Origin of the sequence: Klebsiella sp. HMSC16A12, from assembly GCF_001808265.1 — a bacterium.
Lineage (GTDB): Bacteria > Pseudomonadota > Gammaproteobacteria > Enterobacterales > Enterobacteriaceae > Klebsiella > Klebsiella pneumoniae.
On record NZ_KV792637.1, the window covers coordinates 1 to 15,689 of the forward strand.

The window sequence follows — 15,689 nt, forward strand, 5'->3', positions numbered from 1 at the left end:
TGCGACGCGCTTTAGCGCTCTGTCGCGAGGTCCCGTATAATACGTTTTCCTCATTTAGAGTCAAGCGCTTATTTTGCTTTTCTCTGTCGGCTTTCAACGTCGATTTCCGTCGTTGAATCCTCCTGGCCCGGCGGCTTGTTTGCCGTTGTTCCGTGTCAGTGGAGGCGCATTATAGGGAGTAATTCTGAAGTGACAAGGATAAATTCAAAAAAAGAATTCAACCGCTCACTTTTCAACCAAATCAGGTATTGAGCTTTAATTCTTGCCTGGTTTTTAAACAAAAACGAGCCCGCTGGGCCCGTTTTTGTCGTTTTGTGATTTACTGCACTGCCACAATGCGGTCGTCTTTTACTACCAGCTCGATGGTTTTACCCGGAACCAGCTCACCGGAAAGGATCTGCTGGGCTAACGGGTTCTCAATCTGCTGCTGAATAGCACGTTTCAATGGCCGCGCGCCGTATACCGGATCGTAACCATTGGCGCTCAGCAGCTTCAGCGCCTCATCGGACATCTGCACTTCATATCCGCGCTCTTCCAGACGTTTATACAGACGCTGCAGCTGGATCTGGGCAATAGAGGCAATATGTTTCTCGCCCAGCGGATGGAAGACCACCACTTCGTCGATACGGTTGATGAACTCCGGACGGAAGTTCTGGCTGACTACCCCCAGCACCAGGTCCTTCATATGTCCGTAGTCCAGCTCGCCGAACCGTTCCTGAATCAGATCGGAACCGAGGTTCGAGGTCATGATGACTACCGTATTACGGAAGTCGACCGTTCTCCCCTGCCCGTCGGTGAGACGCCCGTCGTCGAGTACCTGCAGCAGAATGTTGAACACATCCGGGTGCGCTTTTTCCACTTCATCCAGCAGGATGACGGAATAAGGACGACGGCGCACCGCCTCGGTCAGGTAACCGCCCTCTTCATAGCCGACGTATCCCGGAGGCGCACCGACCAGACGCGAGACGGAGTGTTTCTCCATAAACTCGGACATATCGATACGCACCATTGCGTCGTCGCTGTCGAACATAAAGTTAGCCAGCGTTTTACACAGCTCGGTTTTACCGACCCCGGTTGGACCGAGGAACAGGAACGAACCAATCGGCCGGTTCGGATCGGACAGCCCGGCGCGGCTGCGGCGAATGGCGTTGGATACCGCTTCAACCGCCTCATCCTGGCCAATCACCCGATGATGCAGCTCCTGCTCCATACGCAGCAGTTTGTCACGCTCGCTTTCCATCATGCGGGAGACCGGGATACCGGTCCAGCGAGCCAGCACTTCGGCGATTTCAGCATCCGTCACTTTATTACGCAGCAGACGCATGGTTTTCCCTTCGGACTGAGTGGCAGCCGCCAGCTGTTTCTCCAGTTCCGGAATTTTGCCGTACTGCAGCTCGGACATCCGCGCCAGATCGCCGACGCGGCGCGCCTGTTCGATGGCGATTTTCGCCTGCTCCAGCTCAGCTTTGATGGTCTGGGTGCCGGAGAGCGACGCTTTTTCCGCTTTCCACTCTTCTTCCAGCACCGAGTACTGCCGTTCTTTATCCGCCAGCTCCTCGTTGAGCATATCGAGACGCTTCAGGCTCGCCTCATCAGACTCTTTCTTCAGCGCCTGCTGTTCCAGTTTCAGCTGGATAATACGCCGATCGAGGCGGTCCAGCTCTTCCGGTTTGGAGTCAATCTGCATACGGATGCTGGATGCCGCCTCATCGATGAGGTCGATGGCTTTATCCGGCAGCTGACGGTCGGCAATATAGCGATGCGATAAGGTCGCCGCCGCCACGATAGCCGGGTCAGTGATCTGCACGTGGTGGTGCAGCTCATAACGTTCTTTCAGACCGCGCAGAATCGCGATGGTATCTTCTACCGAAGGCTCGGCAACGAACACTTTCTGGAAGCGACGTTCCAGCGCGGCGTCTTTTTCGATGTACTGACGGTATTCATCAAGCGTCGTCGCCCCGACGCAGTGCAGTTCACCACGCGCCAGCGCCGGCTTCAGCATGTTACCCGCATCCATCGCGCCGTCGGCTTTACCAGCGCCCACCATGGTATGCAGTTCGTCGATAAACAGAATGACGTTGCCTTCCTGTTTTGACAGGTCGGTCAGCACGCCTTTCAGACGCTCTTCAAACTCACCGCGGTATTTCGCCCCGGCCACCAGCGCCCCCATATCCAGCGCCAATACCCGACGGCCTTTCAGCCCTTCTGGTACTTCGCCGTTGACGATACGCTGCGCCAGGCCTTCGACGATTGCCGTTTTACCCACCCCGGGTTCACCGATCAGCACCGGGTTGTTTTTGGTACGACGCTGCAGTACCTGAATGGTACGGCGAATCTCTTCATCACGGCCGATCACCGGATCCAGCTTGCCCTGCTCGGCACGCTCGGTGAGATCGACGGTAAATTTCTTCAATGCCTGACGTTGGTCTTCGGCACCCTGATCGTTCACGCTTTCCCCTCCGCGCATTTGTTCAATCGCCTGAGTCACGTTGGCGGTTGTTGCTCCGGCGGATTTTAAAAGGTCGGTCAGCGTACCGCGTGATTCAAGCGCCGCCAGAACGAACAGTTCCGACGAAATAAAGTTGTCCTTTTTCTTTTGCGCCAGCTTGTCGCAAAGGTTGAGGATCCGCACTAAATCCTGAGAAGGTTGCACATCGCCGCCGGTGCCTTCCACCTGCGGTAAACGGCTCAAGGCCTGTTCGATGTCAGTGCGCAGTTTCCCGGCATTCACGCCCGCCGAGGTTAATAAAGGACGTACCGATCCCCCTTCCTGATTCAGCAAGGCGCTCATTAAATGAAGAGGTTCGATGAATTGGTTGTCGTGCCCGAGTGCGAGCGACTGGGCATCGGCAAGAGCAAGCTGGAATTTATTGGTAAGACGATCCAGACGCATAACTCCTCCCATAAACAGGTCAAATTTGCTACTGGAGATTAAATGAGGTCATCCCTCAATTATTCAAGGTTAAAGACCCGAACTATGTGAAAAATAAGTTTGCCTTCTGGATCGTCTTGATTCTCTAGGTTATATCAGCCAAATGAAACTTGCCATACGACCGGTGGTCTTGTCGCGCCGGTAAGAGAAAAAATCATCCTTTTCGCTTAGCGTGCAGCGATCGCCGCCGAAAATCTGCTCAACGCCGACGTTTGCCAGACGCTGCCGCGCCAGTTGGTAGATATCAGCAAAATATTTTTCGCCTGCCGGACGAAAAGCCCGGTGCGCATTCTCGTCCTTCGCCATAAAGGCATCCCGGACTTCCGGTCCCACCTCAAACGCCTGCGGACCGATGGCGGGCCCCAGCCACGCCATAATATTTTCGGCTTTATCGGCGAAACGAGCAACCGTCGCTTCCAGAACCCCTTCGCATAAGCCGCGCCATCCCGCGTGCGCCGCGGCGACTTCGGTGCCGTCGCGGTTACAGAACAGCACCGGCAGGCAGTCAGCGGTCATCACCGCGCAGACGGTCCCTGGCGTACGACTATAAGAGGCATCCGCGCGTTTCGACGGATAGGGTCCGCCGTCCAGCGTCAGAACCTCGGTGCCATGGACTTGCTCTAGCCAAACCGGGTAAGACGGCAAGCCGCCGGCGGCAAACATCCGCCGCCGGTTTTCTTCGACATCCTGCAGATTGTCGCCGCAATGGGCGCCCAGGTTGAGCGAGTCATAGGGCGGCAGACTCACGCCGCCGATGCGGGTAGAACTACAGGCCGCCACGCTGCCGGGCATTGGCCACTGCGGTACAATCAGTTTCGTCATAACCAGTCAATATCGTCCTTATGGGCTTCAAAATCGGCGCGCATCGCCTCGATGAGCTCGACCATATCCTGTGGGATGGGCGCGTGCCACTCCATTTCAATGCCGGAGATCGGGTGATACAGGCGCAGCATGGTGGCATGCAGCGCCTGGCGGTCGAATTTACGCAGCGCGGTGATGAACTCCTCCGACGCGCCCTTCGGCGGACGCGGCCGGCCGCCATAGACCTGGTCGCCTACCAGCGGATGGGTGATATGCGACATATGCACGCGGATCTGATGTGTACGACCGGTTTCCAGACGCAGACGCAGGCGGGTATGGATGCGGAAATGTTCCATAATGCGGTAGTGGGTCACCGCCGGTTTGCCCATCGGATGCACCGCCATATGGGTACGCTTGGTCGGGTGACGGCTGATCGGCTCTTCCACTGTGCCACCGGCGGTCATATGACCGATCGCCACCGCTTCGTATTCACGGGTGATCTCGCGCAGCTGCAGCGACTCCACCAGCCGGGTTTGCGCCGGAATGGTTTTCGCCACCACCATCAGACCGGTGGTGTCTTTATCCAGACGATGAACAATACCCGCGCGCGGCACATCGGCAATAGGCGGATAGTAGTGCAGCAGCGCATTCAGCACAGTACCGTCAGGGTTGCCCGCGCCAGGATGTACAACCAGATCGCGCGGTTTATTGATCACGATGATGTCATCATCTTCGTAAACGATATTGAGCGGAATATCCTGCGGCTGGAAGCGCGCCTCTTCTTCGATTTCCACATCGATAGCGATGCGTTCTCCCCCCAGCACTTTTTCTTTCGGTTTATCGCCAATGGTGCCATTGACTAATACGCGTTGGTCGAGGATCCATTCTTTTATCCGCGATCGCGAATAATCAGGGAACAATTCGGCCAAAGCCTGATCTAAGCGTTGACCGAGTTGATTTTCGGTCACCGTTGCGGTGAGTTGTACTCGTTGTGCCATATACAGCTTCTTCGTTTAACGTTGGGTTTTACGGCTTTGCCGTTTAATATAGTGTGCTATTGTAGCTGGTCTTAATCGGGAGCAGGAACAGAGATTCTCCCGCATAAACATTTTGAGGAAGTCAAAACGTCATGACGCGCATGAAATACCTGGTGGCAGCCGCCACACTGAGCCTGGCTTTGGTGGGTTGCTCCGGCTCTAAGGAAGAGGTGCCTGATAATCCGCCGAATGAAATCTACGCGACCGCCCAGCAAAAACTGCAGGACGGTAACTGGAAACAGGCGATAACGCAACTGGAAGCGTTGGATAATCGTTATCCATTCGGCCCTTATTCCCAACAGGTACAGCTGGATCTGATTTATGCGTATTATAAAAACGCCGATCTTCCTCTGGCTCAGGCGGCTATCGATCGCTTCATGCGTTTGAACCCCACCCATCCGAACATCGACTATGTCATCTATATGCGCGGCCTGACCAACATGGCCCTGGATGACAGCGCGCTGCAGGGCTTCTTCGGCGTTGATCGCTCCGACCGCGATCCGCAGCACGCGCGCGATGCCTTCAATGACTTCTCCAAACTGGTGCGTGGTTATCCGAACAGCCAGTACGCCACTGACGCCTATAAACGCATGGTGTTCCTGAAAGATCGTCTGGCCAAATATGAGCTGTCGGTCGTGGATTACTACACCGATCGTGGCGCATGGGTTGCCGTGGTTAACCGTGTGGAAGGGATGATGCGTAATTATCCGGATACCCAGGCCACCCGCGATGCCCTGCCGAAGATGGAAAACGCCTATCGTCAGATGCAAATGAACGCTCAGGCGGACAAAGTCGCGAAGATTATCGCCGCGAACAGCAAGAACACCTGAGCCTGACTCATCGATCGCAAACGGCAGCCACTGGCTGCCGTTTTTTTATACGTTTCCCGACGAGCTGAAGCGGTTTAGCGCCGGGTTAACTCATCAAATATGGCCTGCTTTATCGGGTTCGACAAGTAAAATCTCACTTCTTCCTGCCCTGTCTCACAAAATGAATTTGTTGACAAAAAGTGACAATAAAATGTGATTTAGATCACACATTTTGACATTGGGAAAGGTATGCTGGATTCACCAAGACGGGAAAGACAAGAGGTAAAATTTATGACAATGAACATTACCAGTAAACAAATGGAAATTACTCCGGCAATCCGCCAGCATGTCGCAGACCGTCTCGCCAAACTGGATAAGTGGCAAACTCATTTAATCAACCCGCACATCATTCTGTCTAAGGAGCCGCAGGGTTTTATCGCTGATGCAACCATCAACACGCCAAACGGCCATCTGGTTGCCAGTGCGCGTCATGAAGATATGTACGCCGCCATTAACGAATTGATCAACAAGCTGGAACGGCAGCTCAATAAAGTGCAACACAAAGGGGAAGCCCGCCGCGCCGCGACGTCGGTGAAAGAGGCAGGCTTTGTGGAAGAAGAAGAGTAATCCTTAACTTAAGTTGTGTCATGCCACGCGCCTTCGGGCGCGTTTTTTATTGACAGAGTGAAAACAGTACAGGTACTGTAATCCCCACTACCTAAAGGAATTTACCATGAAACTTGTCCCGTTCTTCTTCGCATTCTTTTTTACCTTCCCCTGACCGGGAGGCAATTCGTCGTATAAGAAAGAATGCGAAGACGAACAATAAGGCCTCCCACCCGGGAGGCCTTTTTTATTTGATAACAACAAAGGCAACATCTATGACCGAGGAAAACCCATTACTGGCGCTGCGCGATAAGATAAGCGCCCTGGACGAGAAGCTGCTTGCTCTGCTGGCGGAGCGCCGCGGACTGGCTGTTGAGGTTGGAAAAGCCAAACTGGCCTCCCATCGTCCGGTGCGTGATATTGACCGCGAACGCGATCTGCTGGAGCGCCTGATGACTATCGGCAAGCGCCATAATCTGGATGCGCACTATATCACCCGCCTGTTCCAGCTGATTATCGAAGACTCTGTTCTTACCCAGCAAACCCTGCTACAGCAGCATCTGAATAAAATTAACCCGCATTCGGCCCGCGTGGCGTTCCTCGGTCCCAAGGGCTCTTACTCGCATCTGGCGGCGCGTCAGTACGCCGCTCGCCACTTTGAGCAGTTTATTGAGAGCGGCTGCGCGAAGTTCGCCGATATTTTTAATCAGGTAGAAACCGGCCAGGCCGATTACGCGGTGGTGCCGATTGAAAACACCAGCTCCGGCGGGATCAACGACGTCTACGATCTGCTGCAGCACACCAGCCTGTCGATCGTTGGCGAGCTGACGATCCCTATCGATCATTGCGTACTGGTGAGCACCTCGACGGATGCCGATAAAATTCAGACCGTTTACAGCCATCCGCAGCCGTTCCAGCAGTGCAGCCAGTACCTGAGCCGCTACCCGCACTGGAAGATTGAGTATACCGAGAGCACCTCGGCGGCAATGGAAAAAGTGGCGCAGGCGAACTCCCCGGCCGTCGCGGCCCTGGGTAGCGAAGCGGGCGGCGCTCTGTATGGTCTGCAGGTGCTGGAGCACTGCCAGGCCAACCAGACGCAGAACATCACGCGCTTCCTCGTCCTGGCGCGCAAAGCGGTGAACGTCTCCGATCAGGTGCCGGCCAAGACCACGCTGTTAATGGCGACCGGTCAGCAGGCGGGCGCCCTGGTGGAAGCCCTGCTGGTGCTGCGCAACCACAATCTGATCATGACCAAACTGGAATCCCGCCCGATCCACGGCAATCCCTGGGAAGAGATGTTTTATCTCGATATTCAGGCCAACCTGGATTCGCTGCCCATGCGCAAGGCGCTGAAGGAGCTGGCGGATATCACCCGCTCCATGAAGGTCCTCGGCTGCTACCCTAGCGAAAACGTGGTCCCGGTGGATCCGGTTTAACATTCGCGGAACGGTAATTTCTTCATCCCTGCCACCGCTACCGGCAGGGTGAAGATGGCGCCTGACAGCGGATACTGCGCCAGCTCATCGTCCTCCATGTTTTCCCGGGTGGTGGTGATATAGAGCGTTTTCATATCCGCCCCGCCGAAGCAGACCATCGTCGGGCAACGAACCGGCATCGGGTAGGATTCCAGCTCCTCGCCCTGCGGCGAGAAACGGGCGATCCGCCAGCCGTCAAACATTGCGCTCCAGTAACATCCCTCCACGTCGATCGCCGCCCCGTCAGGGATCCCTTCGCCAGGCTGAAAACGGCGAAAGACTTCGCGTCGGCCAGGCTCACCCTGCTCATCCAGCGGCGTACGGTAGATCACGGCGTTCGGCGTATCAGAGGTATACATCCAGCGCCGGTCGGCGCTAAAGGCCAGGCCATTGGCGCCATGGATGTCACACTGGATCACTTTCGGCTGCAGGTCGTTATCCACTCGCATCAGCAGCGCGCCGTTGTAATCCCCAGGCCCCCAGAAGGTACCGGCATAAAAGCGCCCATCGCGATCGGTCCCGCCGTCGTTAAACCGCGCCAGCTCCGGGTTGCTCGGGTTATCGCAGACTTTCCGCCGCAGCAGGCCGTGGGCGTCGGTCAGCCAGATGCCGCTGCGCAATGCAACGATAAACCCGCCCTTCTCGCGCAGGGCAAAACAGCCGACCTCCTCTGGAAACTGCAGCACCTGGTGTTCTCCGCTGCGGATATCGTAGCGGTGAATTTCACATTCCATGATATCAGCCCAGTAGAGGGCCTGTTCTGCCTCGCTCCAGGTCGGGCATTCCGGCAGGTATCCGGTGTAGTCAAACAGCGGTTGTGGTTCAGCCATCGTTGTCATCCCTATAAAAAAAGCCAGCGGTCGCTGGCTTTATTGTATACATCTTTTTCGCTTTACTGCCGATTATCGTTCGCCTGACGCAGCAGCGTGCGGCTCTCGCTCTGGAAACGCTGAGCGTAATCGCCAAACCAGTGTTCGACTTTACGGAAGCTGTCGATAAACGCCTGCTTATCGCCCTGCTCCAGCAGGCCGATCGCTTCGCCGAAACGCTGGTAGTAGCGCTTAATCAGCGCCAGGTTGTTTTCCGATGACATAATAATATCGGCGTACAGCTGCGGATCCTGGGCAAACAGACGGCCTACCATCGCCAGCTCCAGTCGGTAAATGGGTGACGAGAGCGCCAGCAGTTGCTCAAGACGTACATTCTCTTCCGCCAGGTGCAGGCCATAGGCGAAGGTGGCAAAGTGGCGCAGCGCCTGAATAAAGGCCATGTTCTGATCGTGCTCAACGGCGCTGATGCGGTGCAGCCGCGCGCCCCAAACCTGGATTTGTTCGAGGAACCACTGATAGGCCTCCGGCTGGCGGCCATCACAATAGACCACCACCTGCTTCGCCAGGCTGCCGCTGTCCGGACCGAACATCGGGTGCAGGCCAAGAACCGGGCCCTGATGCGCCGCCAGCATCGCCTGCAGCGGCTCCGCTTTCACCGAGGCAAGGTCAACCAGAATGCAATCCGCCGGAAGGGGCGGCAGCCTGCCGATCGTCTCCACGGTGGTGTGAATCGGTACGCTGACGATAACCATGCCGGCATCGGCGACGATATCCGCCGCCCGGGCCCAATCGTTTTTTTCCAGAATACGCACCTGGTAGCCGGACAGCGTTAACATCTTCTCAAACAGACGCCCCATCTGCCCACCGCCGCCGACGATCACCACCGGCCGCAGATTCGGCTGCAGGGTTTTGAAGCCTTTGTCGTTTTCGCTGGAATAGGATTCCCGCATCACGCGACGCAGAACGTCCTCGATCAGATCCGGTGGTACGCCGAGCGCAGCCGCCTCTTCACGTCGGGAGGCGAGCATCGCCGACTCGCGCTCCGGGACGTAAATCGGCAGGCCATACTGGCTCTTCACCTCGCCGACTTCGGCCACCAGCTCCAGACGCTTAGCCAGCAGGCTAAGCAACGCTTTATCCACTTCATCAATTTGATCGCGTAACGCGGTCAGTTCAGCAACCATACTTTCCTCTTAAACCAAACGGGCCGCCAGGTGGCCGCGGAGATCCTTATCCAGTTCACGCAGCAGCGCCTCGGTAGTCTCCCAGCTGATGCAGGCATCCGTCACCGAGACGCCGTATTTCATCGCCTCACGCGGCTGTTCAGAGGACTGATTGCCTTCGTGGATATTACTTTCGATCATCAGGCCGATAATGGAGCGGTTGCCATCTTTGATCTGCGCGACCACGGATTCAGCCACGGCCGGCTGGCGGCGGAAATCTTTATTGGAGTTCCCATGACTGCAATCTACCATCAGCGACGGCTTCAGTCCCGCCTGCGCCATCTCTTTTTCGCATTTCGCCACATCTTCCGGACCGTAGTTCGGCGCTTTGCCGCCGCGGAGGATCACATGGCCGTTCGGATTACCCTGCGTTTGCAGCAGGCAGACCTGCCCGGCCTGGTTGATGCCTACGAAACGGTGCGGCATCGCCGCGGCGCGCATGGCGTTGATGGCCGTGGCCAGGCTACCGTCGGTACCGTTTTTAAAGCCGACCGGCATCGACAGGCCAGAGGCCATTTCGCGGTGCGTTTGTGATTCCGTGGTACGCGCGCCGATAGCGGACCAGCTGAACAGATCCCCGAGGTACTGCGGGCTGTTGGGATCCAGCGCTTCCGTCGCCAGCGGCAGTCCCATATTGACGAGCTCGACCAGCAGACGACGCGCAATCTTCAGGCCGCCTTCAACATCAAACGAACCATCCATGTGCGGATCGTTAATCAGCCCCTTCCATCCGACGGTGGTACGGGGTTTTTCAAAATAGACGCGCATCACCAGGTAGAGGCTATCGCTGACCTCTGCGGCAAGGGCTTTAAACCGACGAGCATATTCAATCGCAGCTTCCGGATCGTGAATGGAGCAAGGACCACATACCACCAGCAGGCGCGGATCGCGACCGGCGATGATATCCGAAATGGTCTGACGGGCGTGCGCGATCTGCGCTTCCTGCTCGACGCTCAGCGGGAATTCCGCCTTCAGTTGCTCCGGGGTCATTAATACATGTTCGTCGGTAATATGTACGTTGTTCAGCGCGTCTTTTTGCATGATTGCGATCCTGTGTAGCTCGTTTGCGATAAGGGTTGCCTCAGAGGGCATGACGTAACGATACCACACAAAGTAAAGAATTCAATCCATATTCCGTAAATTTTAATTTACACCAACGAATTAATTGCCACTCACAATGGCGCGATGCGTATAACAATATTTACACATAGAAAAAACAAGCCAAACTTGCGCACCCACGGTATCGGTACTACGAAAAATCCTGGTGAGAATTGTCCCAAAGCAAAGGGCGCATCTAATGACGGGTTTTATTAACAGTGGTATTCTTCGCCGGGCATCGGCAGCGGCTTTTCCCGCGCTATGGCGACTTTGACGGAAGCGTTAATGACAGTATTACACCGTCTTTTATTGACTGTATTTTTTCTCATCGCGGTATCTCCTGTTTTTGCTGCCGGACCTTCAGAACATGTTCGCGCTATTGTTTCCGGGATCGTGACCTACACCCGTTGGCCGTCATTAACAGGAGCGCCAAAGCTGTGCATTTTTGCCTCATCACGCTTCACCCATAGCCTGGCTCATGAAGATCCGGATGCATTACCCTATCAACCGGTGATAGTACGTAATCGTGAAGAAGCGTTAAAAACGACCTGCGATGGTTTTTATTTTGGCAGCGAATCGCCGACTGAACAGTCAGAACTCACTCGCCGCTATGGCCCGAGGCCGCTGTTACTCATCGCAGAACAAAATACGGATTGTTCAATTGGTAGCGCGTTTTGCCTGATCATCAATGACGACCGGGTCCGCTTCTCCGTTAATCTGGACGTTCTGACGCACAGCGGGGTTCGGGTTAACCCGGACGTCCTGATGCTTGCCCGGAAGAAACCACATGAATAAGGACTTTTCACAGACTCCGCGCCCGACTTTCAAACGCGCGCTCCGTCGCATTAGCGTGATAAGCGTGGTGATTTCCATGACGCTGGTCTGGCTGCTGCTGAGTACAGCCTCAATCTTCACGCTCAAGCAGTACGCGCAGAAAAATCTTGAGCTCACTGCCGCGACCATGGGGCGCAGCCTCGAAGCCGCCCTGGTGTTTGGCGACAGCGCGGCGGCAGAGGAGACCCTCGCGTCGTTGGGCAAGCAAGGGCAGATCTCCCAGGCAATCGTGCTAAACGGCCAGATGCAGCACTTCGCCGCGTGGCGCCATGAACCGCTGGCCAATAAAGAGCAAGTGAGCGGGCTTATCAGTAAATGGCTGTTTCCGGAGCCCACGGTGCAGCCCATCTGGCACCAGGGCAAACAAATCGGCGAGCTGAGATTGACCGCGCTTGATGAACTGATTAGCCACTTTCTCGGTATCTCGATTCTGGTGCTGACCGGCAGCATTCTGCTCGCCTCGTTCATCGCCCTGCTGCTGACCCACTCCCTACACCGGGGGATCGTCGCCGCCCTGCAGAGCATCACTGAGGTCGTGCATGATATACGTGAAAACCGCCACTTCTCCCGGCGGGTGCCGGAGGAGCGTATCGAGGAGTTCCATCTTTTCGCCCAGGACTTTAACAGCCTGCTGGGGGAAATGGAGGACTGGCAGCGCCAGCTGCAGGCCAAAAACGCGCAGCTGTTGCGCAGTTCGTTACACGATCCGTTGACCGGCCTGGCTAACCGCGCCGCCTTTCGTAACGCGCTCGCCGAGCTGATGCAGAATGAAGTCGATCATCAAACCTCGGCATTGCTGTTTCTTGATGGCGATAATTTCAAACTGATTAACGACAACTGGGGGCATGCGGCGGGCGATAAAGTGCTGATGGAGGTCGCCAGCCGCCTGATGACTTTTGCCGGTAAACGCCATCTGGCGTGGCGTCTTGGCGGCGATGAGTTTGCCGTTCTGCTGCGCGAGGTGCGCTCGGAAGCAGAAGTGCAGGCCCTGTGCCAGGCGCTAACGGAACAATTTCTTCCGCCATTCAACCTGCACAACGGTCATAGCGCCACGCTCTCGCTGAGCGTCGGTTATGCCCTGGCGTGGGAGCACGCCACCGCGGAATCACTGCAAGAACTTGCCGATCAGAATATGTATCGGATGAAAAACCAACGTATCCAGCAGACGCTGAAATAATAAAGGACTCATTATGATCAGAAAATATTTCGTCCCCGCCCTGATGGCGGCGGCGCTTTTGACAGGTTGCCAGGCTCCTCAGGGAAAATTTACCCCCGAGCAGGTGGCGGCGATGAAATCTTACGGCTTTACTGAAAGCAATGGCGATTGGTCCCTGGGCTTATCCGATAGCATCCTGTTTGACAAGAATGACTACCGACTACGTCCCGACAGCCGCCAGCAGATCACCACGATGGCCTCGCGGCTGGCGGCTACCGGGATCACCCATAGCCGCCTTGAAGGCCATACCGATAATTATGGTGAAGATAGCTACAATGAAGCCCTGTCGCTTAAGCGGGCCAACAGCGTGGCCGATGCCTGGGCGGAAGGCGCTCATGTCCCACGCAGTAATTTAGTCACCCGCGGCCTTGGCAAAAAATACCCGATCGCCAGCAACGACACGGCGGCCGGGCGCGCCGAAAACCGCCGGGTAACGGTGGTCATCAGCACGCCGTAAGTCTTCACTTAGTCGCTGGACTTCATCATCCTCATTGCCGTTGCCGCGCGCCAGCGCAGGTAGTCAACGGCAATGAACAGCAGCAGGCTGGCTCCCATTAACGGCATGGCCAATCCAAGGGTAAACGCCAGCCCAAGCACCAGGCTTCGGGCAGGCCAGGCGAGCGACAGCCACGCCTGCAGCAGCGAACGCGCCGGATCCCAGGCCGCCTGAGGCGGACGGCGGATCCACCATAACCGGTACCCCACCCCGATGGTAACGCACAGCGCGCAGCCAAATCCCACCAGCAGCAGCTGATTCGCCAGACCAAAGAGGATCCCCATATGGAAATCGACGCCCCAGCGGGTGAGCTTCGCCATCAGCGGAAAGTCGGCAAAACGCGTGCGATCCACCACCTGCATCGTGGCGCCATCGATCGCCACCGCGTCCACCTGCGTCGGCCAGCGACGGTCGATCTCATTCACCGTCCAGGCGCGGTCGTCTGACACTGGCGGACGGATCTCCAGCCGGCTGGCGTTCAGCCCCGCCTGACGGGCCGCCGCCAGCGCCTGGTCAAACTGGGCCAGCTGCAGCGCCGGCTGATGCTGGGCCATGGCCATCGCATCCATATGATGTCCGGCGTGGGGATCGTGCGTCATCTGCATCTCGCCATGCAGCTGGGTATTGACCTGCGGCGTCAGCCAGCCGAACGCTGCCCGCATTTTGTCCACATTGCCGCCGGCCCATTGCGACCAGGTCAGGCCGGTGGCGGAGAAGAGCAGCATACCCACCAGTAAGCCCCAGCCCAGCGTCACGTGCAGCCGACGATGGTTCTGCAGGGCGTTATTCAGCCGCCGTTTTGGACGCGTCATCGCCCACAGGGCAATGCCTCCGAGCGCGGCCACCCACATCCAGGAGGCGGCCAGTTCGCTGTATAACCTCCCGCTGTCGCCCAGCAGCAGAGAGCGATGCGCATAATCAATCCACTGGCGCAGCGGCAGGATGCCGCTGGTGCCGTAGACCGTCATATCGCCCTTCACCCGCAGCGCGATCGGATCGACAAAAATAGCCCGGGATTCCGACTCTCCGAGACCCGGATCGGCAAACATAATGCGCGTGGTCTCGCCCAACGCAGGCGCCGGACGCACCGCCAGCAGCCGCAGATTGCCCTGGGTCGCTTCTTCGGCCACCGCAATCTGGGCGCTGAGCGGCTGCGGAGTCCCCTCGGCAAGGCCATGCAGCGCGTCGTGATAGAGCCAGTTTTCCAGCTGCGGCGTCGCCACGTACAACGTACCGGTCAGGGCAGCGACAAAGATAAACGGTCCGATAAACAGACCAATATAGAAATGGAGGCGACGCAGCAGGTTCAGCCATGCCGCGCGCGAGGTGCAGGTTGTCATACTTTTCCTTTTTTAAAGCAAAAGAGGTCGTTGCGCGGTGCGCAGATTGATTTTTATTAAAGGGAAAAAGCAGACAGCCGCGGCGGGGCGCGGGTTTCGGGGTAGAGCCAGGGAAAGTAGTGCCAGTGCTTTAATACCGGGCGAGAAACCGGCAGGCGAATGCGCCGCAGGAGCATGGCGACGAACAGCGCCAGCGCGAAAAGGAGCCCCGGGACATGGGCTAACAGCACGCAATAGCCACACGCTTCGGCATGGTCCAGCGGCATTTCGTGTCCGGTATGCGTAGCGCCGTCTGTGCTGTGCATCATTGCCATCTTGTGCCCGGGCATCTGCGCCATGCTCGCGGACGAGCTATCCATCATCATGGCGTGGTGCATGCCGGGCATGGCGCTCATGGGGTCTTTTTGCAGGGAGACGGAGATCAGGGGGGCCACCAGGATCAGCAGGATCGCCAACAGCGCCAGCCAGGCGGCTCGCCGTTTAGGTGTCGTTTGCTGAAAACTGTTACTGACCACCGCCCCTCCGTATAGAGGGCGTATTGTAAATGATTTACATCACGATGGTTACAACAAAGATAAAAAAAGGGCCGGCCCTGAGGCCAGCCCTTTTTGTCAGGATGTCGCGAAAGCGAATCTTAGTTAAGACGCTCTTTGATACGAGCAGACTTACCAGTGCGCTCACGCAGGTAGTACAGTTTAGCTTTACGTACAGCACCACGACGTTTAACAGCAATGCTGTCAACTACCGGAGAGTGAGTCTGGAAGACACGCTCAACGCCTTCGCCGTTGGAAATTTTGCGAACAGTGAATGCAGAGTGCAGACCGCGGTTACGAATAGCGATAACCACGCCCTCGAATGCCTGCAGACGTTTTTTGGAACCTTCAACAACCCATACTTTCACTTCCACGGTATCACCCGGACGGAAGGAAGGTACGTCCTGCTTCATCTGTTCTTGTTCAAGTTGCTTAATAATGTTGCTCATAATTTAATCT

At 56.5% G+C, this 15,689-nt stretch carries 16 protein-coding genes and 1 other annotated feature; of the genes, 7 read left to right on the forward strand and 9 right to left on the reverse strand.

What is annotated here, in order from left to right; genetic code table 11:
• Positions 1 to 319: 319 nt before the first annotated feature.
• The 3 genes from clpB to rluD all read right to left on the reverse strand — a co-directional run bounded on the left by clpB (position 320) and on the right by rluD (position 4,731).
• A complete protein-coding gene (gene clpB, locus HMPREF3140_RS20795) occupies positions 320 to 2,893 on the reverse strand; it encodes an ATP-dependent chaperone ClpB (RefSeq protein WP_004150973.1) in 2,574 nt (857 codons plus the stop codon).
• A gap of 129 nt (positions 2,894 to 3,022) precedes the next feature.
• The gene (gene yfiH, locus HMPREF3140_RS20800) at positions 3,023 to 3,754 is read right to left on the reverse strand and encodes a purine nucleoside phosphorylase YfiH (RefSeq protein ID WP_004212956.1); all 732 of its coding nucleotides are present in this window, start codon (positions 3,752 to 3,754) and stop codon (positions 3,023 to 3,025) included.
• The gene (gene rluD / locus HMPREF3140_RS20805; protein ID WP_002914110.1) at positions 3,751 to 4,731 is read right to left on the reverse strand and encodes a 23S rRNA pseudouridine(1911/1915/1917) synthase RluD; all 981 of its coding nucleotides are present in this window, start codon (positions 4,729 to 4,731) and stop codon (positions 3,751 to 3,753) included. The genes yfiH and rluD overlap by 4 nt, the downstream gene beginning before the upstream one ends.
• 131 nt (positions 4,732 to 4,862) lie before the next feature.
• Between rluD and bamD the strand changes: the two genes are divergently transcribed.
• The 4 genes from bamD to pheA all read left to right on the forward strand — a co-directional run bounded on the left by bamD (position 4,863) and on the right by pheA (position 7,621).
• Positions 4,863 to 5,600, forward strand: coding sequence for an outer membrane protein assembly factor BamD (gene bamD, locus HMPREF3140_RS20810; RefSeq protein WP_004145664.1), 738 nt, complete (start codon positions 4,863 to 4,865; stop codon positions 5,598 to 5,600).
• A gap of 270 nt (positions 5,601 to 5,870) precedes the next feature.
• Positions 5,871 to 6,206, forward strand: coding sequence for a ribosome-associated translation inhibitor RaiA (raiA, locus tag HMPREF3140_RS20815; protein WP_002914111.1), 336 nt, complete (start codon positions 5,871 to 5,873; stop codon positions 6,204 to 6,206).
• A 105-nt stretch (positions 6,207 to 6,311) separates the two neighbouring features.
• Positions 6,312 to 6,436, forward strand: a sequence feature (Phe leader region).
• Positions 6,313 to 6,360 (forward strand): pheA operon leader peptide PheL, encoded by a 48-nt coding sequence (gene pheL, locus HMPREF3140_RS28430; protein WP_100250063.1) that lies wholly within the window; start codon positions 6,313 to 6,315, stop codon positions 6,358 to 6,360. It overlaps the preceding feature by 48 nt.
• A 24-nt stretch (positions 6,437 to 6,460) precedes the next feature.
• A complete protein-coding gene (gene pheA / locus HMPREF3140_RS20820; RefSeq protein ID WP_004150975.1) occupies positions 6,461 to 7,621 on the forward strand; it encodes a bifunctional chorismate mutase/prephenate dehydratase in 1,161 nt (386 codons plus the stop codon).
• On the opposite strand, the gene HMPREF3140_RS20825 is transcribed toward pheA, so the two are convergent.
• The 3 genes from HMPREF3140_RS20825 to aroF form a co-directional block, all read right to left on the reverse strand.
• The gene (locus tag HMPREF3140_RS20825; protein WP_004174805.1) at positions 7,618 to 8,490 is read right to left on the reverse strand and encodes an SMP-30/gluconolactonase/LRE family protein; all 873 of its coding nucleotides are present in this window, start codon (positions 8,488 to 8,490) and stop codon (positions 7,618 to 7,620) included. The genes pheA and HMPREF3140_RS20825 overlap by 4 nt on opposite strands.
• A gap of 62 nt (positions 8,491 to 8,552) precedes the next feature.
• Positions 8,553 to 9,674, reverse strand: coding sequence for a bifunctional chorismate mutase/prephenate dehydrogenase (gene tyrA / locus HMPREF3140_RS20830; RefSeq protein ID WP_002914113.1), 1,122 nt, complete (start codon positions 9,672 to 9,674; stop codon positions 8,553 to 8,555).
• Between the two features lie 9 nt (positions 9,675 to 9,683).
• Positions 9,684 to 10,754 (reverse strand): 3-deoxy-7-phosphoheptulonate synthase AroF, encoded by a 1,071-nt coding sequence (aroF, locus tag HMPREF3140_RS20835; RefSeq protein ID WP_002914114.1) that lies wholly within the window; start codon positions 10,752 to 10,754, stop codon positions 9,684 to 9,686.
• A gap of 342 nt (positions 10,755 to 11,096) precedes the next feature.
• Between aroF and HMPREF3140_RS20840 the strand changes: the two genes are divergently transcribed.
• Genes HMPREF3140_RS20840 through HMPREF3140_RS20850 form a run of 3 tightly spaced genes read left to right on the forward strand, consistent with a single transcriptional unit; the run spans position 11,097 to position 13,318 of the window.
• On the forward strand, positions 11,097 to 11,606 hold the full coding sequence (locus HMPREF3140_RS20840; RefSeq protein ID WP_004174804.1) for a regulatory sequestration protein YfiR: 510 nt from the start codon (positions 11,097 to 11,099) through the stop codon (positions 11,604 to 11,606).
• Entirely contained in the window at positions 11,599 to 12,822 is a 1,224-nt protein-coding gene (gene dgcN / locus HMPREF3140_RS20845; protein ID WP_002914116.1) for a diguanylate cyclase DgcN/YfiN, read from the forward strand. Before HMPREF3140_RS20840 ends, dgcN begins: the two co-directional genes overlap by 8 nt.
• Before the next feature lie 13 nt (positions 12,823 to 12,835).
• Positions 12,836 to 13,318 (forward strand): OmpA family protein, encoded by a 483-nt coding sequence (locus tag HMPREF3140_RS20850; RefSeq protein ID WP_004145671.1) that lies wholly within the window; start codon positions 12,836 to 12,838, stop codon positions 13,316 to 13,318.
• 8 nt (positions 13,319 to 13,326) lie between these two features.
• Here the strand turns inward: HMPREF3140_RS20850 and HMPREF3140_RS20855 are convergent, their stop codons facing one another.
• From HMPREF3140_RS20855 to rplS, 3 genes are all read right to left on the reverse strand, one after another.
• Positions 13,327 to 14,697: a PepSY-associated TM helix domain-containing protein gene (locus tag HMPREF3140_RS20855; protein WP_015958816.1), complete on the reverse strand. Its 1,371-nt coding sequence runs from the start codon at positions 14,695 to 14,697 to the stop codon at positions 13,327 to 13,329.
• Between the two features lie 56 nt (positions 14,698 to 14,753).
• Positions 14,754 to 15,212 (reverse strand): DUF2946 domain-containing protein, encoded by a 459-nt coding sequence (locus HMPREF3140_RS20860; RefSeq protein ID WP_015958817.1) that lies wholly within the window; start codon positions 15,210 to 15,212, stop codon positions 14,754 to 14,756.
• A 119-nt stretch (positions 15,213 to 15,331) separates the two neighbouring features.
• Positions 15,332 to 15,679 (reverse strand): 50S ribosomal protein L19, encoded by a 348-nt coding sequence (gene rplS / locus HMPREF3140_RS20870; protein ID WP_002914145.1) that lies wholly within the window; start codon positions 15,677 to 15,679, stop codon positions 15,332 to 15,334.
• Positions 15,680 to 15,689: the final 10 nt, after the last annotated feature.